This window comes from Streptomyces sp. NPDC107765 (assembly GCF_055657085.1).
Genome location: NZ_JBVKBL010000006.1, coordinates 415,393 through 436,688, shown reverse-complemented (window position 1 = coordinate 436,688; position 21,296 = coordinate 415,393). Strand labels below are relative to the sequence as shown.

General features: G+C 70.4%; 18 protein-coding genes. 7 read left to right on the top strand and 11 right to left on the bottom strand.

The window, feature by feature from the left end:
- Window positions 1-190: 190 nt before the first annotated feature.
- Window positions 191-1,627 carry an NAD-binding protein gene (locus tag ACZ7MX_RS18290; RefSeq protein ID WP_472133238.1) on the bottom strand — a complete coding sequence of 479 codons (1,437 nt, stop codon included), beginning with the start codon at window positions 1,625-1,627 and terminating at the stop codon, window positions 191-193.
- 449 nt (window positions 1,628-2,076) lie between these two features.
- Window positions 2,077-2,751, bottom strand: a complete 675-nt coding sequence (locus ACZ7MX_RS18285) for a helix-turn-helix domain-containing protein (protein ID WP_472133236.1) — start codon at window positions 2,749-2,751, stop codon at window positions 2,077-2,079.
- A 184-nt stretch (window positions 2,752-2,935) separates the two neighbouring features.
- On the opposite strand from ACZ7MX_RS18285, the gene ACZ7MX_RS18280 reads away from it, so the two are divergent.
- Window positions 2,936-4,135 carry a cytochrome P450 gene (locus ACZ7MX_RS18280; RefSeq protein ID WP_472133234.1) on the top strand — a complete coding sequence of 400 codons (1,200 nt, stop codon included), beginning with the start codon at window positions 2,936-2,938 and terminating at the stop codon, window positions 4,133-4,135.
- Window positions 4,132-4,353, top strand: coding sequence for a ferredoxin (locus tag ACZ7MX_RS18275; protein WP_472133232.1), 222 nt, complete (start codon window positions 4,132-4,134; stop codon window positions 4,351-4,353). The genes ACZ7MX_RS18280 and ACZ7MX_RS18275 overlap by 4 nt, the downstream gene beginning before the upstream one ends.
- A gap of 95 nt (window positions 4,354-4,448) precedes the next feature.
- On the opposite strand, the gene ACZ7MX_RS18270 is transcribed toward ACZ7MX_RS18275, so the two are convergent.
- The 3 genes from ACZ7MX_RS18270 to ACZ7MX_RS18260 all read right to left on the bottom strand — a co-directional run bounded on the left by ACZ7MX_RS18270 (window position 4,449) and on the right by ACZ7MX_RS18260 (window position 7,948).
- Entirely contained in the window at window positions 4,449-6,359 is a 1,911-nt protein-coding gene (locus ACZ7MX_RS18270) for a flavin monoamine oxidase family protein (RefSeq protein ID WP_472133229.1), read from the bottom strand.
- 410 nt (window positions 6,360-6,769) lie between these two features.
- Window positions 6,770-7,354, bottom strand: coding sequence for a GNAT family N-acetyltransferase (locus ACZ7MX_RS18265; protein WP_472133295.1), 585 nt, complete (start codon window positions 7,352-7,354; stop codon window positions 6,770-6,772).
- Between the two features lie 123 nt (window positions 7,355-7,477).
- The gene (locus tag ACZ7MX_RS18260; RefSeq protein WP_472133226.1) at window positions 7,478-7,948 is read right to left on the bottom strand and encodes a winged helix-turn-helix transcriptional regulator; all 471 of its coding nucleotides are present in this window, start codon (window positions 7,946-7,948) and stop codon (window positions 7,478-7,480) included.
- 123 nt (window positions 7,949-8,071) lie between these two features.
- Here ACZ7MX_RS18260 and ACZ7MX_RS18255 point away from each other — a divergent pair, with 123 nt between their 5' ends.
- From ACZ7MX_RS18255 to ACZ7MX_RS18235, 5 genes are all read left to right on the top strand, one after another.
- Window positions 8,072-9,334 carry an MFS transporter gene (locus ACZ7MX_RS18255; RefSeq protein ID WP_472133224.1) on the top strand — a complete coding sequence of 421 codons (1,263 nt, stop codon included), beginning with the start codon at window positions 8,072-8,074 and terminating at the stop codon, window positions 9,332-9,334.
- A gap of 228 nt (window positions 9,335-9,562) precedes the next feature.
- On the top strand, window positions 9,563-10,225 hold the full coding sequence (locus ACZ7MX_RS18250) for a response regulator transcription factor (protein ID WP_472133222.1): 663 nt from the start codon (window positions 9,563-9,565) through the stop codon (window positions 10,223-10,225).
- Window positions 10,226-10,242: 17 nt separating this feature from the next.
- Window positions 10,243-11,694 (top strand): sensor histidine kinase, encoded by a 1,452-nt coding sequence (locus tag ACZ7MX_RS18245; RefSeq protein ID WP_472133294.1) that lies wholly within the window; start codon window positions 10,243-10,245, stop codon window positions 11,692-11,694.
- 283 nt (window positions 11,695-11,977) lie between these two features.
- A complete protein-coding gene (locus ACZ7MX_RS18240; RefSeq protein WP_472133220.1) occupies window positions 11,978-12,760 on the top strand; it encodes a S1 family peptidase in 783 nt (260 codons plus the stop codon).
- A 2-nt stretch (window positions 12,761-12,762) separates the two neighbouring features.
- Window positions 12,763-13,572: a S1 family peptidase gene (locus tag ACZ7MX_RS18235; protein WP_472133218.1), complete on the top strand. Its 810-nt coding sequence runs from the start codon at window positions 12,763-12,765 to the stop codon at window positions 13,570-13,572.
- 175 nt (window positions 13,573-13,747) lie between these two features.
- Here ACZ7MX_RS18235 and rocD read toward each other — a convergent pair whose 3' ends face one another.
- From rocD to ACZ7MX_RS18205, 6 genes are all read right to left on the bottom strand, one after another.
- Entirely contained in the window at window positions 13,748-14,995 is a 1,248-nt protein-coding gene (gene rocD / locus ACZ7MX_RS18230; protein WP_472133216.1) for an ornithine--oxo-acid transaminase, read from the bottom strand.
- 42 nt (window positions 14,996-15,037) lie between these two features.
- Window positions 15,038-16,198: a M20 metallopeptidase family protein gene (locus ACZ7MX_RS18225; RefSeq protein ID WP_472133214.1), complete on the bottom strand. Its 1,161-nt coding sequence runs from the start codon at window positions 16,196-16,198 to the stop codon at window positions 15,038-15,040.
- Window positions 16,195-17,343, bottom strand: a complete 1,149-nt coding sequence (locus ACZ7MX_RS18220) for an amidohydrolase family protein (RefSeq protein ID WP_472133212.1) — start codon at window positions 17,341-17,343, stop codon at window positions 16,195-16,197. The genes ACZ7MX_RS18225 and ACZ7MX_RS18220 overlap by 4 nt, the downstream gene beginning before the upstream one ends.
- A complete protein-coding gene (locus ACZ7MX_RS18215) occupies window positions 17,333-18,640 on the bottom strand; it encodes a glutamine synthetase family protein (RefSeq protein ID WP_472133210.1) in 1,308 nt (435 codons plus the stop codon). The genes ACZ7MX_RS18220 and ACZ7MX_RS18215 overlap by 11 nt, the downstream gene beginning before the upstream one ends.
- The gene (locus ACZ7MX_RS18210) at window positions 18,637-20,115 is read right to left on the bottom strand and encodes an APC family permease (protein ID WP_472133208.1); all 1,479 of its coding nucleotides are present in this window, start codon (window positions 20,113-20,115) and stop codon (window positions 18,637-18,639) included. Before ACZ7MX_RS18210 ends, ACZ7MX_RS18215 begins: the two co-directional genes overlap by 4 nt.
- A gap of 105 nt (window positions 20,116-20,220) precedes the next feature.
- Entirely contained in the window at window positions 20,221-21,153 is a 933-nt protein-coding gene (locus ACZ7MX_RS18205; RefSeq protein WP_472133206.1) for a MurR/RpiR family transcriptional regulator, read from the bottom strand.
- Between the last annotated feature and the right edge of the window lie 143 nt (window positions 21,154-21,296).

Below are 21,296 nucleotides of genomic sequence, written 5' to 3'. Positions count from 1 at the left end.
GCCTTCGCCACCCACCCTATTGATGCTCGTCCCTCACCGTGGTGCATGCCGACCGGCCCTTACCGGGCGGGCCCGTGCTCCGACTCCTCGGCGCGGCCGGGGACGGGGCCGGGGGCGGGTGCCGGGGACGTGAAGGGCCCCGTCGGCACGTGAGTGCACCGTGATGGTGGGTTCGAGGCGGGCCCACCGCTCACGCACCGTCCTGTGGGTGATCGCACCGGAGCGCGTGTGGCCACGGTGTGAAGCGTCCGCTGCCGTGCTCGACCCACAGCCGTCTGCCGTGGGCGATCACTCCGCGTGGCCGTAGCCCGGTCAGGCTCGCGGTCGTGTACGCCGCGCTCAGACTGCCCAGGTCGTGGACGATGCCGATCCGGAACAGGGACTGGGTCTCGGCGATGGCCTCGTGGTCACCTGCCCGGATGACCACGCGCAGATCGGGCGCGACTGCGCGTGCGGCGACGGCGACCGCGATGTTGTCCAGGTCGTCCGAGGCGACGGCGGCCAGGGCCTGAGCGGTGTGGAGGCTGAGCTTGCGCAGCACGAACCTGTCGGTGGCGTCGGCGATGACGACGGGAACGCCGAGGGCCTTGGCCAGCCGGAGGTTGGGGGCGGCCGGGTCGCGTTCGACCGCGATCACGCCGATGCCCAGGTCCTGCAACCGGGTGCACAGCCGCAGCCCCACCTGTCCGAGCCCGACGACCACCACGTGGCCCGCACGGGGAAGCGCCCGGGGGCCCACCATGCCGATCGAACGGGGGCCAAGGAGGCGGTCGACCATGCCGGCGGTGAAGACGGCCGTGAAGACGATGGTGATGAGCATCGCGAGTGCGGCGAACAGCAGGTAGGCGCTCGACCCGTGCGCGGACGCGGGGCCGACGGCGGAGACCGTGCGTACCGCCTCGAAGAAGGCTTCCACCGGCGGACGGTGGTTGAGGGTCACGGCCCAGCTCCAGTCCGCGAGCAGCACGGCGAGAAGTCCGGTGAGACCGGTCAGCATGATGCGGGAGCTGCCGTCGTGGGGCCGTAGCTGCCCTCTGAGCTTCCCCAGCCAGGCCCGGTACCTCAGGGCACGCGGTGGCCGGTACGTCTCGAGGCGCACGCCGTCGCTTTCCCAACGGGCGCCGATGTGGCCCGTGGGCGTGCGGTTGAGGGCCAGCAGGTCGGGCTGGAGGCAGGCGGCCAGCAGGGCCGGGGCGGCGACCTCGGCCGGCGAGGTGACCTGGCAGTTCGGAACCACGCGCACGAGTTGCTCGGCGACCGTCCGGTCGAAGACGGTCACCACCAGCAGGACGCCTGGGCAGATGTGCTCGACCGCGAGCGCGTAGCGCAGCGACTCGACGTCGTCATCGAAAAGGATCGCGACCCCCGCGACCTCCATTCCCGTCGTCTCCTGGTCCAGCGCCCGGCGCAGATCCTCGTCCGTGGGCTGTGCCAGATGGCGCACCGTATGCCCGGCCGACTGCAGGAAGCCGCAGACCCTGCGCGCCTCATCGCTGCCGATCACCACGAAGTGCCGCGCCTGTGCCTGGTTTTCGAGTCGTGGACCACCTGAGGAATGCGGCAATGCGTCGGGCTCCTCGGTGGAGACGCCGTCGAGGGCTCGCTCAGAGATCGAAGGCACAGTCATCGGATCGATAGGGGTCGCAGTCGAGGCAGCGGGGGGACTGGCAGCCTTGACAGCTGGTGAGCAACCGGCCGCAGTGACACCTGAGTTGACTCCCGTCGGCGGACCTGCCGCGCACGGCCGGTCCGGAGTGGATGATGCCGGTGGGCGGCGGGACGGGCGGCCTGCCGTCAGCGTTCACGGGTCTACTCCCCTCGAATGGTGGCGCGGCACTCCAGACCAGGACCGGCCAGGGCCGGTCCGGCGAGGAATGCCGGGGACCACCAGCGCTGGATCTCGCGTATGCCGAAGGTAGGAGCGGCTCGTCCTGCGCACCATGGACAGACGCCACGCTCTCGGCGCCGGTGATTCAGACACGTGCTCAAACACCTCGGTGTCAGTCAGCGGCCCGGAGGCACATGTGTCACCGGGCGGCGGGGCGTATGCGGCAGGCGGGGTGTACGCCGACCCCATCACGCCAACAAAGTGCGCCAGCGGTCGGCCGACTCCGTCAGGTCCCGGGTGACCCGCTCCAGGAACGCACCTGCCCTGGCCAGCCGCTGCCCCACGGGCCCGTCGAGCCCGACCGTCTCCGCCCCCGCCAGCGCGGCCTGTGCCGCCTCAAGCGTCTGCTGCGCGCTGATCATGACCGAGTGGTACCAGGCTTCGTCGTCGACCACATAGATGTCGCGACGCCGCTGCGGATCGCGCTCGCGCCGCACATATCCGTTCCGGACCAGGGAGTTCACGGCCACGGAGACGGAGGCCGGGCTGACCTGCAGCCTGCGGGTCAGCTCGGCTGCGGTGCGCCTGCCGTTCTCGGACAGCAACAGGTCGACGTGGACGCGCGCCATCATCCTCGGCATCCCGGACCTGACCGCCAGCTCGATGCTCTCCTCTTCCACCGCGCCGACCGATGGTCCGGCCGCGCGTGGGGGTGCCGGTATGCCACGCCGCGCCCGCTGGGCCGTCGCCTGGTGCGCCTGCTGGGGCCGGTAGCCGCCGGGCCCGCCGTTGCGTCCGACCTCTCGGCTGATCGTCGAGGTCGACCGGTCGAGTCGCCTGGCGATCTCAGCGTACGAGAGCCCGTCGGCGAGGCCGGTCGCGATGCGCTGGCGGTCCTGCTGGGTCAATCGTCCTCCTGGCATGCCGTCAGTATTGCCTTCGCCGCCATTCATTGCAACGCGGCATTGCATTCAGGCTCAGCGTCATTGCATCAATTTCCCGGCTCCTGCCTGCGGGAATGCCTTTTTGCCGATTGACGACATGTTGAACGCAACGTAGCTTTCGAGCTGCGTCAAACACGTCATATCGCGAGCCGAAGGAATGGCCATGAGTGAATCCGTCCACACCCTCACGACGCAGCCGACGGCGCGTCAGCCGGGCCGCCCCTTCGACCCGCCGGCAGAGCTGCTCGACGCCCGTCGGCACGGACCCATCAGCCGCTACACCCACCCCGGCGGGAAACCCGGCTGGCTGATCACCGGGTACGACCTGGTCAGGTCGGTCCTGGCGGACTCGCGCTTCAGCTCGCGCAAGGAGCTGATGAACGTGGTCGACTTCGAGCTGCCTCCAGCGCCGCCCGGCGAGTTCCTGCTCATGGACGAGCCGCAGCACGGGCGCTACCGGAAGCCGCTGGTGGGCAAGTTCACCGTACGGCGGATGCGACTGCTCACCGAGCGCATCGAGCAGATCACCGCCGACTGCCTGGACGCCATGGAGAAGGCCGGTCCGCCGGCAGACCTGGTGACCTCGTTCGCCAAGCCCATCCCCACCATCGTGATCTGCGAGCTGCTGGGGGTGCCGTACGAGGACCGGGGCTCCTTCCAGGCGCAGATCGACACGTTCATGGGCGGGGAGACCAGCGACGAGGAGCTGGTAGCGGCCTACACCGCGACCCAGGAGTACCTCGCGGAGCTGGTGGCCGCCAAGCGCGCGAACCCCACCGACGATGTGCTCAGTGAACTCACCGACAGCGATCTGACCGATGAGGAACTGAAGGGAATCAGCCTGATCCTGCTGGCGGCCGGGTTCGACACCACCGCGAACATGCTGTCCCTCGGCACCTTCGCACTGCTGCAGAACCCGGCCCAACTGGCCGCGCTGCGCGCCGATCCGGGGCTCACCGACGGGGCCGTGGAGGAGCTGCTGCGGTATCTGAGCGTCGCCAAGACGTTCATGCGGACGGCGCTGGTGGACGTCGAGTTGGGCGGCCGGACCATCGAGGCCGGCACGACGGTCGTCCTGTCGTACCACACCGCCAACCGCGACCCCGAGCGCTTCACCGACCCCCACGTGCTCGACCTCCGACGGCCGTACGACGGACACCTGGCCTTCAGTCACGGGATCCACCAGTGCCTGGGCCAGCAGTTGGCCCGCGTCGAAATGCGGGTCGCGTTCCGCGCGCTGGTCGACCGCTTCCCCACGCTGCGCCTCGCCGTACCGGCCGAGGAGGTTCTCCTGCGTCCGGAGACCGCGGACATCTACGGCGTCAAGAGCCTCCCGGTCACCTGGGACAAGGCGGGATCATGAGGGCGCCGCGCCTGCGCATCGACCGTGAGCGCTGCATCAGCGCCGGGATGTGCGCGCTGACCGCCCCCGAGGTCTTCGACCAGGACCCCGACGACGGCCGCGTGCTCCTGCTGCATGCCGAGCCGCCCACCGCCCATCGCGCGGCCGCGCAGACGGCCGCCGGTCTCTGCCCCTCCGGGGCGATCACCCTCTACGAACCGCAATCCCACGGCTCCTAGCGCCGGGGCGGCCGTGCGGAGAGGACGACCGCGTAGGAGAGCCGGTCCGGCGTCCCGGTGGGGCGGGGCGCCGGACGGGGTGATCGTGCCTCCTGTCAGCCCGTGTGGACCTTCAGCGCCGTCCGCACGGCAGACTCCAGCGCGCCTTCGATCCAGGCGGGCTTGATGGAGGTGTGGTCCCCCGCGAAATGCAGCGGCCCCTCGGAGGTGGGGACGTCAGGGAACAGCTCTGCGTGCTGGCCGGGGAAGAGCACAGAGGCCTCACCGTAGGCGTAGTGGTCGCGCATCCATGACTGGGTCTTGCACTTGTTGGTGAAGAAGACCTCGCACCGGCGGCCGAAGACGGCCTGCACGCCGGCGAGCGCACGAAGATACCGCTCGTCGTCGGCGAAGGCGTCCCACTTGAGGGCGTCGTCGGACCAGCTGTAGGAGGCGAGCATGATGCCTCCGTCGCTGCCTTCCATGGGGTGCGCATGCTCGAAGTACATGAAGCGGTTGGCGTTGTCGCTCACGTTCCCGCCGCCGCGGATGTGAGTGGCACCCGGCTCGCTGTTCGTGACGGGCCGGAAGACCGCGAAGCACTTCTTGAGTTCGTCGGGGATCGTCACCCCCAGGTTTTTCACGGACTTGTGCGCGCCGAGGTACGTGCCGCGGTTGACCGTGCCTGCCTTGTACTTGTCGTAGAGGTTGTCCTCGATGGAGTTCAGCGCCTCTTTCCACTGCGCCTCGGTGAACTCCCACCAGCGCTGCGAGAACTCCAGCAGCACCTTGGTCGCGGCGTCGTAGTGCAGTTCCGTGATGGCCCGGCGCTTGCCGTAGGTCAGCGGAGGATCGAAGGTCACGTGGCGCAGCCCCGAGAAGGGCACGGTGATGATGGCCTCATCGCCCTCGAAGACCTCCGTGACACCGCCCTTGCCGGTCTGGCAGCCCTCGGAAACGGTGTGCACCCTGACTTTGCCGGCGTGGCGCTCGATACGTACGGCGCGCCTGTCGAGGCTCACCTTCCCCTTGACCGGCTTGTACAACGCATCGGCGAGCAGCGCGGTGCCGCCCTTGATCTCCCAGAACTTGGTCTTGGGATCGATCAGCGCGCTGGACAGGAAGCTGTGCGTGAAGGAGAGGTGCAGCCGTGAGGTCAGGTTCTGGATGGTGCCGATGAGGTCGATGGTCCTTGTGTCGAGCTTGGCGACTTCGGTGAGGTACCGGTACATGGACCAATGGCCGTACTTCTGGAGGACCTTGGCCCACCCGTCGACGAGGGCGGTTCCTTCCTTTCCTCGGATGAGCCGGTGTGCGGGTTCGAGGGCCTGCGCGAGGATGGCGGATGCGGTCTTCGTGCGGTGGGGGCCCGTGACACCGAAGGTGTCGTTGATCTTTTCAGGGTTCTTCTCGTAGTCGGCCCGGCGCATGTGGACACCATTGACGTGGATCCAGGCGCGGTTGGCCTGCTTCGTCGGGTCGTCGACATCCACATCCACCAGGTAGAACTCCTGGAGCGTGAGGCCGAACTTCTTGATCAGTGCCATGAGGAGGGGGTGGCTGCCGGGCAGTCGCATGGCACCGGCTTCGGCGTACTGCTTGGGGTCGGCGAAGGGCTGCTCTCCGTTTTCGTGACCGCCCTTGCGGAACGTCTTGATGCGACCGCCGACACGATTGCCGTTGGCCTCGATCACCACGACGTCGTGGCCTGCCCGGTGGAGCAGGTTGGCAGCGAGCAGCCCGGCCGGGCCGGCCCCGACGACCAGGACCCGCTTCGTCGCCTTGGCTCGCCTGGTGGGGAGGCCGTTTTCGATGGCCTTCAGGTAGGTCGGGATGAGGGACTTGTCATGCTCGTCATAGACGGCGATGGCGCGGGCGACGCTGGTGAATGCCTTGGCATCGACACCGGGCGGCACTGCGGCCGGCGCCGTCGCAGGTGCGGTGGCGGGGCTCAGCGCGGTCGCGGGCGCGATGGAGGCGGCGGTGAGTCCGGCAGCGAGCGCCGAGGCACCGGTGGCCGCCACCACGGCACGCCGTGAGGGCTGCGCCTCGTGCGCCCCGGGCGAGGGTTGTGGGGTGGTGGGCGAGGGCTGCGTGGTGGGCGAGGCATGTGTAACGGGCGAAGGGTGCCTGGCGGGCGAGGCATCCGAGGCGAGTGGCGCTTCGCCCGATGCCTTGCTGTCGTCCGTACCCGGAGTCACGCGCGGAGTGCTCATGTCGTGTGAATTCATAGCTCATCACACTTGGCATACGAACGCCGCAGAGCCAGCGCGTTCACACGGACGGGAACGGTAAACCACTCTCGCGGCTACATGACGGGGACCGTTACGTGACGTGGACCATCAACGACCGTATGGGAGGCGGGCGTTCGGCCCGCGCCCCTTGGCAGACGGGCTGCCAGCCTTGAGAAACCGCATGCACAGACCACTCGGTCCGCTCAAGCATCTCCCCGGACACGAGCATGGAGGTGCATGTCGTGCCAGCCGTCCAGTTGCAGATGCGCGCCGCGCCGAGTGCCCTCCAAAGCGAAGCCCGACTTGGTGGCCACCCGGCAGGAGGCGTCGTTGGCGACCGAGTGAGCGAGTTCAAGGCGGTGAAAGCCGGCCTCGTTCAGCGCCCAGGCGGCCAACGCGGCCAGGGAACGCGGGGCGACACCGGTACCACGGGCGTGGGGCAGGACCCAGTACGCCACTTCGGCGAGGCCATGGAGAAGGTCCATCCAACGCAGCGACATCCGGCCGGCGACCTCACCATCGGCCCGGGAGATGACCCACTGGACGGCTCGCTCCTGCTCCCAGGACCGGTGGGAGGCCGCAACCCAGTCCCGGGCTTCCTGCAGCGACGTCACATGGTGCGTGTGCCAGCGCCGGATCGACGGGTCCTGGAAGGCACGTTGCAGGACCGGAGCGTCGGCCGCCTCCCAGGGCCGCAACAGCAACTCACCGTCGTCCGACGCGATCGAGGGCTGAGCGGAAGCGGACAGGGCCCCAGCCGGGATGGCGGGTGTGAGGGCAAAGGTCATGAGCGGCATGATGTCTCACGACCCGGCCGGCAGCGCCAGGAGAGTCGGCGACCTGGCGCAAACCCTCGCGCGAGGCACAGGGGCCGTCTCGTCGCTCTCCGTCTCGCCCCTCCCCGTCTCGGCCTACTCCTTCTCAGCCCTCTCCGTCTCGTGCAGTTTCTCCACGACTGTGTCCTCGGGTCCGACCGGCCGGCCGTCCGCCGCCTGGATCTGCAAACGGCGCAACGGGCGGCTGGTCCGGCGGTCCAGCAGGCGGGAGTGGTCCTCGCCCGGGGTGAAGCACTCCTCCTCGCCCCACTGGCGCAGGGCGACGATCACCGGGAACAAGGCGCGGCCCTTGTCCGTGAGGAGGTACTCGCGGTGGGACCCGCCGTCCGGCGCGGGCACACCGCGCAGCACCCCGGCCTTCTCCAGCGCACGCAGCCGCGCCGCCAGGATGTTCTTGGCGATGCCGAGGCTGCGCTGGAACTCGCCGAACCGGCGGCTGCCGTCGAAGGCGTCCCGCACGATCAGCAGCGACCACCAATCGCCAATGGCGTTCACCGACCGGGCAACGGGACAGGGGTCGGCGTCGAAACGGGTGCGGGCGACCATCCGTGGCTCCTCTCCTCCAGCTCCCCGGACCCCTCTCCGAGGGTGGTTGCAACATGCTACCTCGAATGACTACGGTCACGTCGGTAGCAAGATGCAACCGAATCGAGCGGAAGGCGTGTCGATATGGCGATCCAGTGCTCCGGTACGGTCGGCGAGTGCGGCGGAACCGGCGGCCCCGAGGCGCATGCCACGGCGTCGATGCCGGACCCGTCGCCGCCCGCCCGGCTCGTGCCCCTGCTCGCCCTCGCCTGCGGCAGCTCCGTGGCCACCGTCTACTTCGCACAGCCCCTGCTGGTGACCCTCGGAGAGCGGTTCGCGCTCGGCTCCGGGCTGCTCGGCGCGATCGTCACGGTGACCCAACTCGGCTATGCGACTGGCCTGTTGACCCTCGTACCGCTCGGCGACCTGCTCGACCATCGGCGCCTGGTCACCGGTCAACTCGGGCTGCTGGCACTGGCGCTGCTGGTCGCCGGGCTGGCGCCGGGCGTGGGGGCGCTGCTCGGCGCACTCGCCGTGGTCGGGCTGCTCGCCGTCGTCGCCCAGACGATGGTCGCGGCGGCTGCCGCCCTGACCCCACCCGCCCGGCGCGGCCGCGCCGTAGGAACGGTCACCGGCGGCATCGTCACCGGAATCCTGCTGGCCCGCGCCGCCGCCGGCGTACTCGCCGACCTCGCCGGCTGGCGGGCGGTCTACCTGGCGTCCGCGGGCGTCACCGCCGTCCTCGCCCTCTTGCTGCGTCGTGTTCTGCCCTCGGGCGCACCGTCCGCCCGGGTGCGCGAGGAGTCGTACGGACGACTGGTGGCCTCGACCGTCACCCTGTTCGTCCGCCATCCGCTGCTGCGGATCCGGGGCGCGCTCGCCCTGCTGGTGTTCGCGGCCTTCAGCACGCTGTGGAGCGGCATGGCTCAGCCCTTGAGCGGCCCGCCGTGGTCGCTGTCGCACACCGCGATCGGCGCGTTCGGGCTCGCCGGAGCGGCCGGGGCCGTCGCCGCCGGAGTGGCCGGGCGCTGGAACGACCGGGGACTCGCCCAGCGCACGACCGGCGTCGGCCTCGCCCTGCTGGCGCTTTCCTGGCTTCCGATCACCCTGACCCGGCACTCGCTGTGGGCGCTGGCGATCGGTGCCGTCCTGCTGGACTTCGCCGTACAGGCCGTCCACGTCACCAACCAGACCCTGATCCACGCCGTCCGACCCGACGCGGGCAGCAGGATCATCGGCGGCTACATGGTCTTCTACTCGGCGGGCAGCAGCCTCGGCGCCCTCGGCTCCTCCCTCGCCTACGCGACGGCAGGCTGGCCGGCCGTGACAGCCCTCGGCACGTCCTTCAGCCTCGCCGCCCTACTCCTGTGGGCAACGACCCGGCGCAGGGAACCGGTCTCACACTGATGGTTCGCTGGGCCGACAACGGAGGGCCCCTGCTGTCGACGAACACTGACGAGCCCTACCGCCTTCATCGTCTACAGTGCCGTAGACCGTCTACCGCACTGTAGTCGGTTCGCCGTCACTGTCGTCGCCACCTACCGGCCTGCTGGCCGACCGGAAGTGTTGCTCAAAGGTGGGGGCGCATGCGGTATCCCGGGCCCGGCTCCCGAGCTTGTTGTGAGGTGATCAACTGTGCGTCCCACCATTCTGATCGTCGAGGACGACCACGCGCTGCGGGACGTGCTGGTCCGTGGACTGCGTGACGAGGACTTCGGCACGCTGGCCGCTCAGGACGGCGCGACCGCTCTCCGGCTGACCGGCGACAGCGTGGACGCGGTGGTGCTGGACGTCAGGCTGCCGGATGCCGACGGGCGGGACGTGTGCCAGGCGATGCGGGCGCAGGGGTTCTCCCGCCCGGTCGTCTTCCTCACCGCGCACCACCGGCTCCATGACCGCCTCAGCGGGTTCTCCGCCGGTGGTGACGACTACCTCGCCAAGCCTTTCCATCTCGCCGAGCTGACCGCCAGGTTGCGCGCCGCCCTCAAGCGATCCGGGCCGGCCCGGCCTACGGCCGCTGGGGACCTGGTCCTGGATCCGGTGCACCACAGCCTGTGTGCAGGGGGCGTCGGCGTGGCGTTGACACCCACCGAATTCCGGCTCCTTGCCGCTTTGATGGCGGGACTGGGGGCAGTGGTGGGCAGACAGGAACTCGTCCGGGCCGGCTGGCCCGAAGGCGCGCAGGTCAGCGACAACACCCTCGACCAGTATCTGAGCCGGTTGCGCCGCAAGATCCGGGAGGCGGGCAGCAGCCTGACGATCAGCACCATGCGGGGAATCGGGCACCGGCTCTCATGACCGCCGCCCCGCGCCGCATGTCGGCGTTGGCCGGCCGTTGCCGCCCCCGTACGCTGCGGGGCCGGCTGTCCCTCGTGGCGCTTACCACTGCCACGCTGGTGATGGTGGTCCTCACCGTCGTGTTCAACGCGATCGTCCGCCACCATCTCCAGCAACAGGCGGACGACGAACTGCGCACTCGGGCAAGTGCCGTGGCCGCGACCATCGACACCCGTCACCAGCCGGTACGCGTCCTGGAAACACCGGACGACGCCGCCTTGGACACCAACGTATGGATTTACGCGGGCACCCGGCTGCTGGAGCACCCCGACTCAGCCGCGGCCGACGGCACGATCACTCGGGCCGCCACCCGTTTCGCCGCGCACGGCGACAAGCGCTGCAACGACGTGACGGCCGGAGGTCGCATACGTTTGTGTGCCGAGCCCGTGGGCGGAGTCCGGCCGGGTGCCAGGCGCACCGCCACCGTCACGGTCGTTACCGCCATAAACCTCGCTCCCTACCGTGCGTCGGCCGACACCCTGCTCATCGCCTCCCTCGCGCTCGATGCCACCGTCCTGGCCTGTACCTACGTCCTGACCCGGCTCGCGGTGGGGCGCGCGCTGCGTCCGGTCAGGACCATGACGGAACAGGCCACCCGGTGGAGCGTGGTCGCCTCCCCAGAGCGCTTCGGCACCGGCGACCGCCCCGCCGAACTCTCCCGGCTCGGGGCCTCGCTGGACGAACTGCTCGACCGGATCCGTGCCGTCTTGCGCCACGAACAACAACTCACCCGGGAGCTCTCCCACGAGCTGCGCAATCCCCTGGCGCGGATCACCGCCGAACTCGACTGGTGGCAAGCCCGTCCCCGCTCCACCGACGAGACCCGCGCCACCCATACCTCCATCGCTGAGGCCGCCGCCTCCATGCGCACCATCTGCGAGACCATCCTGGACGACGCCCGGGCCGGCGCACACACCGTTCCCGGCACGACGGACGTCATGGCCGTACTGCGCCGCTTCACCGGTCAGCACAGCCCCCACGAGAAGGCCAAGGTCTCGATGGCCGAGACCGCGGGCGCCGACACCCCAGTTGCCGAGAGCACGGGCGGCGAGACCACGAGCGCCGAGATCACGCTTGACGGCCCGGACACCGTGATGGCCGGGGTGCCCGCCGCGCTGCTGGAGCGCATCGTCGCCCCGCTCATCGACAACGCCTTGCGCTACGCCCGCTCGCGGGTCGCCCTCCAGGTCTCGCCTGCGCCCGACGGCACTCGCGTGGCGGTCGTCGACGACGGTCCCGGCGTCCCGGCCACCTTCACCGCGCAGCTCTTCCAACCGGGCCGACGCGCCGAACCCGCGGACGGTCACACCGGAGCGGGCCTGGGTCTGCCGCTTGCCCGACGCCTGGCCCGCTCCGCCGGCGGTGAAGTGACCCATGACGCCGGCCACACGGCGGGCGCGCGCTTCGTGGTCCGCCTGCCCGCCGGATGACACGGCCCGGCCGGATGGCGCGCCCCGCCGGATGACACGGCTCATGTGGCCGCGGCGTGCCCGGGGAACCGGACCTCCGGACGCTCCTCCCGATCGGCATGCGAAGGGCCGAACTGCCGCCCCCCCATGGCCGTGATCCGCAAGAGCCACCGTGTCGTGGACAACCGTGCGGCGCTGCCCGTGCTCTCACTTGGCGGCATTGTTCGATCGTCACGGAGGAGCAATGGGAGCAACGGAAGCAACGGGAGCAAGGAACGCGGCGAGGACACACCGCGGTGTCCTGATGGGTGCGGTGCTGGCCGGGGTGGCACTGGTGGCGGCGGCCGTCCCGCCGGCCGGCGCGGTGGTGGGAGGAGACCGCGCCGACATCAAGAAGTACCCCTGGGCGGTCGCCCTGACGTCGGCGGATGACGTGAAGAACCCGGAATGCGCCGGCACGCTCGTCGCACCCCGCAAGGTGCTGACCGCGTCCCACTGCGTGAACCCGGCCACCGTCGATCAGATGCGGGTGGTCGGCGGACGGGAAGACCTTCGGGACACCCGCAAGGGCACGGTCCGCAAGGTCGTGAAGGCGTGGATCCATCCCAAGGCCGTCACCGACGGGAGCGGCGCCAAGTACGTGCACGACATCGCCGTGCTCACCCTCAACGCCCCCATGCCCTACCCGACACTGCCGCTGGCCACCCCGGCGCAGCAGCAGCTGTACGAGGAGGGCACCCCCACCAGGGTCCTGGGGTGGGGTTCCACGACCGGCCGCGATGACGACCGGCGCGTGCCGCCGCTGCAGACCGCGCTGCTCCCCAACCGGGGCGACGAAAGTTGCGTCACCGCGTACGGCAGCCGCCGCTACGACAAGCGCTACACGATGTGCCTGGGCTACCCGGCCGGTGGCGTCAACGCCTGTTACGGGGACAGCGGTGGGCCGGTGGTCGTGAAGGGCCGGCTCGTCGGGGTCATCAGTGGCGGCGGCAGCTGCACCGACCGCCTCTACCCGGGCGTCGCCAACAAGACCGCCTCCTACTACCCACTCCTCCAGGACCAAATAGCCGGACAGGAAGGGGAATGACGATGACACGACGACACACGACAGCGCGTCTGCCCGCCCTGGCCTGCCTCCTGGCACTCGTGGGCACCGGCCTCGCCGTGCTGCCGGCCGCCACCGCCCACGCCATCATCGGCGGGCAGAAGTCGACCACGGAACAGGCGCCATGGGCCGTCTCGATCAACCTGTGGCGACAGACCGACAGCTACCCCCGCTCGGGCCAGTTCTGCGGCGGCACCCTGGTCACCCCCGTCAAGGTCGTCACCGCAGCGCACTGCGTGGTCGACGAAGAGCCCACCGATGTGGGAGTTGTCGCGGGCCGCACCGACCTGCGCCGCCATGACGGCACGATGCGCAAGGTGCGGAAGGTCTGGATCCACCCGCGGTTCGGCCGGCACCTGGAGAACGACGTGGCGGTCCTGACCCTCGACAAGCCCATGCCGACGAAGTACACCCCGCTGCCGATCGCCACCACCGCCGACACCGGTCCGTACCGTCCGGGCACCAGCGCACGGGTCTACGGCTGGGGGCTGCTGGACAACGAGGACCGCCCGGCGAACGTCCTGCGCTCGGCGAAACTGCGCGTCCTCCCCGACCGGACCTGCCAGCGGCTCAACCCCGGGGACTTCGACCCCAAGATGCACACCTGCGCCAACGACACCGTCACCGGCGCCCACCATGCGGAAGGTGACAGCGGCGGCCCGCTCGTCGCCGACGGCACACTGATCGGCATCGTCAGCTGGCTGTCCCACAGCAGCAACTCCACCCCCACCCCTGGCGTCTACACCCGCGTCGCGGCCTTCTCCCACGAGATCGCCACGCAACTCCGCGGGTAGCTGCCTCGCGGTCCGAAGCCAAACCTGACGCCGAAGCCAGCGCCAACGCCAACGCCGACGCCGAGCCGCTCTCCAGCGTTCTCGGCGTCGGCTGACGGCTGGACTGCTGAATTGCCGGCAGCAGAAGGCGTTATGAGCGCGCCGGCGTTGAACACGTGCGCCAGCAGTGCAGGTGTCAGCCGCCGGACAGGGTCAGGACCTCACCCAACTGATCGCACATCCAGTCCAGTTGGTTGGGTTCGATGACCAACGGCGGGGCGAGCCGGATGGTGGAGCCATGGGTGTCCTTGGCGAGCACACGGCGGTCCAGGAGACGTATGCATGCCTGGCGTCCCGTCATCAAGGCGGGGTCGAGGTCGATGCCGGCCCACAGGCCGCGGGACCTGACGGCGACCGCGCCACGTCCGACGAACCCTTCGAGCCGGCCGCGCAACCGCTCGCCGAGTTCGGCGGCCCGTGTCTGGTACTCACCGCTGCGCAGCAGCTCGACGACGGTGTGGCCGACGGCGGCGGCGAGCGGGTTGCCGCCGAAGGTGGAGCCGTGGTTGCCGGGGCGGATGACGTCGAGCACGTCGTGGCGGGAGACCACGGCGGAGACCGGAACGATGCCTCCGCCGAGCGCCTTGCCGAGGACGTAGACGTCGGGGGTGACGCCCTCGGCGTCGCAGGCGAAGGTGGTGCCGGTACGGCCGAGTCCGGATTGGATCTCGTCCGCGATGAACAGCACGTTCTCGCGGGTGCACACGTCCCGTACGGTCTGGAGGTAGCCCGGCGGGGGGATGAGCACGCCGGCTTCGCCCTGGATGGGTTCGAGGAGCACGGCCACGGTGTTCTCGTCGATCGCCGCTTCCAGCGCTGCGCTGTCGCCGTAGGGGACGGTGCGGAAGCCGGGGGTGAAGGGGCCGAAGCCGTCGCGGGCCACCGGGTCGGTGGAGAAGCTGACGATCGTGGTGGTGCGCCCGTGGAAGTTGCCGTCGGCGACGATGACGGTGGCGCGGTCCGGGGCCACGCCCTTGCGCGCGTAGCCCCACTTGCGGGCGACCTTGATCGCTGTCTCGACAGCTTTGGCGCCGGTGTTCATCGGCAGTACGAGGTCCATGCCGGCGAGTTCGGCGAGTTCGCGGCAGAAGGGACCGAGGCGGTCGTTGTGGAACGCCCGGCTGGTCAGGGTGAGGCGTGCCAGCTGCTCCTGGGCCGCGGCGGTCAGCCGGGGGTGGCTGTGGCCGAAGTTGAGGGCCGAGTATCCGGCCAGGCAGTCCAGGTAGCGGCGGCCGTCGACGTCGGTGACCCATGCGCCCTGGCCGGAGGCCACCACCACGGGCAGCGGCTGGTAGTTGTGGGCGGTGGCCGTCTCGGCCAGGGACACGTGGTGCTGGGTCGCCGAGCCGGGGCGGGGCGTGCCGTGGGTGTCGGTCGTGGTCATGGTGTGGTCCTTGGGAAGCGAAGGGCGGGGCGCCCGGGAAGTTCAGGTGGTCCGTTCCGCGGCGGCCAGATAGCCGGCGAGCATGGCGTGGGCGACGTCCCGGATCCGCTCGTCGGGCGGCAGGAAGGTGGGTGAGTGCAGCTGTTCGGTGCCGCCGTGGGTGCCCACGAACAGCATCAGCGACGGCAGATGTGCGCAGAAGAAGGAGAAGTCGTCGGAACCAGCGGACCGCAGGTCGTCACCGACGCTCAGGCCGAGCGAGCCGAGCAGCGGTCCGGTGGCGGACGTCAGCGCCGCGTCGTTGTCGAGCACGGGTTCTCCGCGGGTGATGTCCACCCGCGCGGTGCAACCGTGGGCCTGCGCCACCAGACCGGCGACCTCGGCCAGCCGGGTGTGCAGGAGCTCCCGGTCGGCGGGGCTCAGCGCGCGCAGGGTGCCGCGGGCCTCGGCGGTGCCGGGGATGACGTTGGCGGCGGTGCCGGCCGCGAGGGTGCTGACGCTGAGTACGACGTGGGACATGGGGTCGGTGCCGCGGCTGACCAGGCTCTGCAGGGCGACGATGACATGGGCCAGGGTGACGACGGGGTCGCGGGTGAGGTGCGGGTAGGCGGCGTGGCCGCTGCGGCCGTGCACCGTGACCGTGAACTCGTCGGCCGAGGCGTTGACGCCACCGGGGGTGCAGGCGACGGTACCGGCCGGTAGCAGTGGCTGCACATGCGCCCCGATCACCGCCCCGCACTCCTCCCGGTCGAGGATGCCGTCCTCGACGATGTCCTGGGCGCCGGAGGGGTAGGTCTCCTCCCTCGGTTGGAGAACGGCCAGCAGTGGAGCCGGGCCGCCGACCCGGCCGACGGCCCGGGCCAGTGCGGTGAGCGCGGCCAGGTGCACGTCGTGGCCGCAGGCGTGCATGAGGCCGGGGTGTTCGGACGTCCATGCCACGCCGGTCTGCTCCTGCACCGCGAGGGCGTCGAGTTCGGCGCGGACGGCGACTGCGGGGCCCGGTCCGCCGATCCGGACGACGGCGCCGGTGTCGGCGACCTTGGTGGTCGGGCCTGCCGGGAGTGCGGCGAGTACGAGGTCGCGGGTGGGGGCCTCGGCGCCGGACAGGCAGGGGCGGGCGTGGATGCGGTGGCGTAGTGCCGCGGCGGCCGGCAGTTCCTCTTCGAGCGCGGCGGCCAACGTGGTGAGGTAGCGGCTCGTCATGCCCGGTCCTCCAGCCGGTAGACGCGGCGGGCGTTGTCCTGGCCGATCATGCGCACCACCTTGAGGGCCTCGTCGAGGTCCCACTCCCCGCTGTCGGTCCACGCCCCGAGGGTCCGGGCCATGCCGCGGCGCCACAACAGGGCGCCGAGATGGTGCAGTTCCGGCGGTCCCCAGGCGTCGGAGGAGAAGAGGATCTTGGCGAAGGGGGCGAGTTCGAGTGATTCGGCGATGACGGCGTCGGAGCGCATGCCGGTGTAGTTGATGCCGAGGCCGACGTCGAAGTAGACGTGCGGGAACACCTGGGCGAGGTAGCCCGCGTTGCGCTGGAAGGGGTAGCAGTGCAACAACAGCAGGTCGGTGCCGTACCGTTCCACGTTCTTGATGAACCGGGTGAGCAACAGCGGGTCGCAGCGGTGGAGTTCGACGTCCGGATCGCCGTAGCCGGCGTGCAGCTGGATCGGCAGACCTCGGTCGACACCGCACCAGAGGGCGAAGCGCAGCAGCACCGGGTGGCTGACGCGGACGGTTCCGGTGGCTTCGCACTCGGTGAGCCAGGCGTCTGCCGCGGCGGCCACCTCGTCCTCGTCGGGGCGGGCGGGGTCGAAGTCGAAGCCGTGGCGATAGGCGACGATGCTCTTGAGGCCGACCGCGGTGGCCGTGCGGGCGGCCAGGGTTTCCCGGAACCGGTCGGGGAGTTCGGTGGCGGTGACCCCGGCGCGCACCACGTCCTCCAGTACGGCCTCCAGGCGCACCACCTCGTCGACGGGGCGTCCGGAGGCGGCCGCCATGCCCTGGGGGCCGAGGATGTCCTCCCCCTTGTAGCCGGTCTCCAGCAGATAGTGGCCGATGCCGGAGGCGCCGAGCAGTCTGCGGTTGACCTCGTCGGCGCCGAGTTCGCAGCGCCGTGCCAGGTATGTCTCGGGATCGGCGTGCGGTTCGAGGCCGAGGACCGGGGCGCACCAGCGGCGGACGGCGAAGCCGATCTGCGAGTCGAACTGGGTCATCCACGGTGGGATCGGGCGGTCGGATTCGGTGAGCATCTGCTCCAGGGTGGAACGGTCGGCGCCATGGCGGAGGGCACCGTGGACGTGATGGTCCACCAGGGGGAGCCGGTCGATCTCCGCGAGGAGTCGTTCAGTAGACATGACGGACCTTTCCGATGCGTGCCGCGTCGTCCAGACCGTCGAGCTGGGCGAGTTCGGACCGCTTGACCGAGAGGTGGGTGGCCAGCAGTCGTGGGTCGAACCAGGACCGGACGACGTGGTCCTTCTCCAGGGCCTCCAGCGCCTCGTCGAGGGTGGTGGGCAGGGGCGGCGCCAGCGCGAGCACGGACCGGTCGGTGTCCTCGGGCCACACGGTGGGCTCGTCGTAGTCACCGGTGAGGCCGGCCAGCCCGGCGCGGATGAGGACGCCAAGAGCGAGCCACGGATTGGCCGTGGCGTCGGCGGCGCGGTATTCGAGGTTGAACTGGGCGGCGGGGCCGGCGCCGCCGAGCTCGGTGGTGGGGCAGATGCGCAGCAGCGCCTCGCGGTTGCGCTCGGCCAGGAATGCCCCGCCCGCGCTCCACCGGTTCGGCGTCAGGCGCAGGAAGGACACCGGGCTCGGTGCGGTCAGGGCGGTGAGGGCCGGGGCGTGGGCCAGGACGCCGGCGCTGAAGCGGGAGCCGAGGGCGGAGAGTCGGCCGGGGCGCTGCGGGTCGTAGAGCGCGGGGCGTCCGTCGGTGTCGCGCAGACTCAGGTGGAGGTGGACGCCGTTGCCCACTCCCCCAGTGTCCAGAAGCGGGGCGAAGGTGACGGGCAGTTCACGGCGGCGGGCCAGGTCGCGGACGAGTTCCTTGAGGAGGACGGCCCGGTCGGCCGCGACCGTGGCGGGGGCGGGGCGCAGGGTGACCTCGAACTGACCGTCGCCGTACTCGGGGATCCATGTCTCCGGTTCGAGCCCGGTGTGTTCCAGGAGCCTGACCAGATCGGTGCCGAAGGGTTCGGCGTCCCGGAAGCGTCGCAGGGAGAACGGAGCACTCTCGGGCAGATCGCCGAGCACGAATTCGTGCTCGAAGGCGGCGACGACCTCCAGGCCGGTACGTTCGCGCAGCTCGGAGAGGGCGTCCCGCAGGAAGGTGCGCGGGCAGCAGGCCCAGGGCTGCCCGTCCGGCAGTCTCTGGTCGGCGAGGTAGAGCAGCATCCCCGGAGTGGGGCCGTCGGCCGGGATGGCGACGGCGGTGCCTGCGTCGGGGATCAGCCGCAGGTCGCCACGGGACCCGAAGACGTTGTCGGGAGCGATCGGCCCGAACGAGGAGATCGCGAGGTTCGCGGGCACCCAGCCGGTGCCGCTGCGCAGGACCGCTTCGTGTTCGGAGGGCGGCACGGCCCGCCCTCGTACCTGGCCGGCCAGGTCGCAGGTGGCGACGAAGACGGTCGCGTAGTCGTCGGTGCGGGGAGTCATGGGGTCACCTTCATGGCTTCGGCGGCGGGCGGTTCGGGGCTCTGCTGCCGGCGGTCGCCCTGTCCCCGGTTCAGTTCACTGGTGAGGCGGGCGCCGATGCGCGCGGCCAGAGAGGGGGCGAGCAGGACGACGGCCAGGCCGGTCGCGCACCATGCGGCGGCGATCCATGGGAAGTAGGTGTAGGGCGCGCTCTGGCCGGTGGACTGCTGGTAGAAGACGAAGCAGAGGTAGCCCAGACCGGCGAGCGGGACGATCAGCTCATGGCGGGGGATGTTGCCGCGGCGGGAGAGGGTGAAGACGATCACGCCGACTCCGGCTACCGCGTAGACGACCAGGACACACAGCACGCCGATGGTCGCGTACCAGTAGTAGGTGTCGAAGGCGGTGGTGCCCAGGCCGTACATGACGGCCGTGAGCGCGGCGGCCACGGCTCCGCACAGCCACAGGGCCCTGAAGGGGGAGCCGGTTGCCGGGTCGGTGCGGGCGAGCGCGGCCGGGCCGAAGCCGTCGCGGGCCAGCGCGGAGACCATGCGGGCAGCGGCGGCGGACGAGGACAGGGCGGCGGCGAAGGCGGAGGCAACCGCGGTGAAGGCGACGACGAGTGAGAACCAGGTCCCGATGTAGCTGCCGGAGAGCGTCACAAGGGCCGATTGCGCCCCGGCGAACGCACGCACGCCCTTGTCGTCGGTACCGAACCCGATGGTCTGGACGAACATCATCAGGACGTACAGCACACCGGTGAGCAGCACGCTGCCCGCGAGGGCGCGTGGGATGTTGCGCTTGGGGTCGTCGGTCTCCTCGCCCAGTGAGGCGCACGCCTCGAATCCGGCCCAGGAGAGGAAGGCGAAGACGGTCGCGGTCATGATCGCGCCGTAGGTGGCGGTGCCGGGGGTGAAGGCCGACAGGTCGAAGGACTGGTGGCGCGGTGCTGTGCCGGTGCCGGTGCGCCCGATGACGACGAGGGCGAGGGCCAGCATGGCCGCGATCCCGATGCCTTCGGCGATCAGCAGGGTGCGGGCGGTGAGCCGGGTGTCACGCGAGTTGAGCAGGGTGACGCCCAGGGCGGCGATGACCGCGAAGGCCGCCCACGGGCCGGTGGACGTCAGGCCCAGAGCGCGCAGAAACGCATGGGCGAAGACTCCGGTTGCGGCCAGGGTGCACATGAGGAAGGCGAGGTAGGCGCCGAGCAGCGCGAAGCCGCCGAAGAAGCCGGCGCGGGGGCCGATGGTGGCGCCGGCCAGGGCGTAGACGGAGCCGGCGTGGTGGAAGTGCTGGGTCAGCCGCCAGAAGCCGTAGCCCACGAGGCCGACGCCGAGCAGGCCGAGCAGGAAGACCAGCGGTACGGCCTTGCCTACGGTGGCCGCGACACCGGCCCCGTTGAGGCCCATGGCCAGGGTCGGGCCCATGAGTCCGACGGAGAGGGCCAGCGCTTCCCACAGCCGTAGTTTGCGTGAGGTTTGAGGATGATCGGGCACAACGCACTCCCGAGCAGAAGGGGGGCCGCACGGTTGTGGCCCGAGACACCCTCATGAAATATTCGTTACACGCGACGCGTCAATAGGGAGTCTGAAATGAATTTTTCACGAGGGGTCGGCGGCCCCGCGCCACGCCTCCTCCGCGGCTCGCATCCGTTCCTCGGCCGCCGGCCCCAGACGGGCATGCACAGCGGCGACCAGGGCTTCCACGACCGCCATGGGCGCGACGATGCTGTCGAACGGACTGGGCGCCTCCACCCGCGCGGGGAGCACCACGTCCGCGAACTCGGCCACGGGCGAGAGCCACGGGTCGGTGAAGAGCACGACCTTGGCGCCGCGCCCATGCGCATACCGGGCGAGCTGCACGGTGTCGTCCTGGTAGCGGCGGAAGTCGAAGACCACACACACGTCCCGCCGGCTCAGGTCGACACGGAATCCCGCATCGCGCCCCGGGGCCGCGGTGTGCACAAAGGTCCCCGGCCGCAGCAGCCGGAGGTGCAGGTCGAGGTACTCGGCCAGCAGCTGGGAGAACCGGCCGCCGAAGCATGCGATCCGTTTGCCCGGGTCACAGATCAAGCCGACCGCCTGATCGAACTCCTGCTCCGGAAGCGCGGCGAACGTCTGGCTCAGCGCCGCACTGCTCACCTGCTGCGCCGCCTCGACCAGTTCGGACGTGGGCGAGTCCTTGCCGATCACCGGTGCCAAGGTCAATGGAGAGGCATGACGCGCCTGCACCTCCTCACGCAGTGACTGCTGGAAGTGCCGGTAGCCGTCGAACCCGAGCCGGGCGACAAAACGCACCACGGTGGGGGCACTGACCCCGGCCTGGGAGGCGAGCCCCGAAGCGGACTCCAGCCCAGCCGCCGGGTAATTGGCCGTCAGCGCCCGGGCGATCTTCCGCTCGGCAGGAGACAGGCCCCCTTCGACACGCCGCACCCGCTCCGCCACGGTGGCCCCCAGCCCGGGCTCCCGCCCCGCCTGCTCCGTGTCCGGGGCGCCCTTCGCCTGGTTGCTGTCATCTCCGGCCCGGTCAGCCATCCGCGTCCCTTCTCCGTGCTGCATGACGCAACGATCGTTACACACGGCCAGGAAACCCAGCCGTTGAAGAGGGAAGACGGGGCAGGCAGCAGGAATCCGGGCGGCGGTGATCCGTCGCCCGGATTCGTGAACAGGCATGCGCT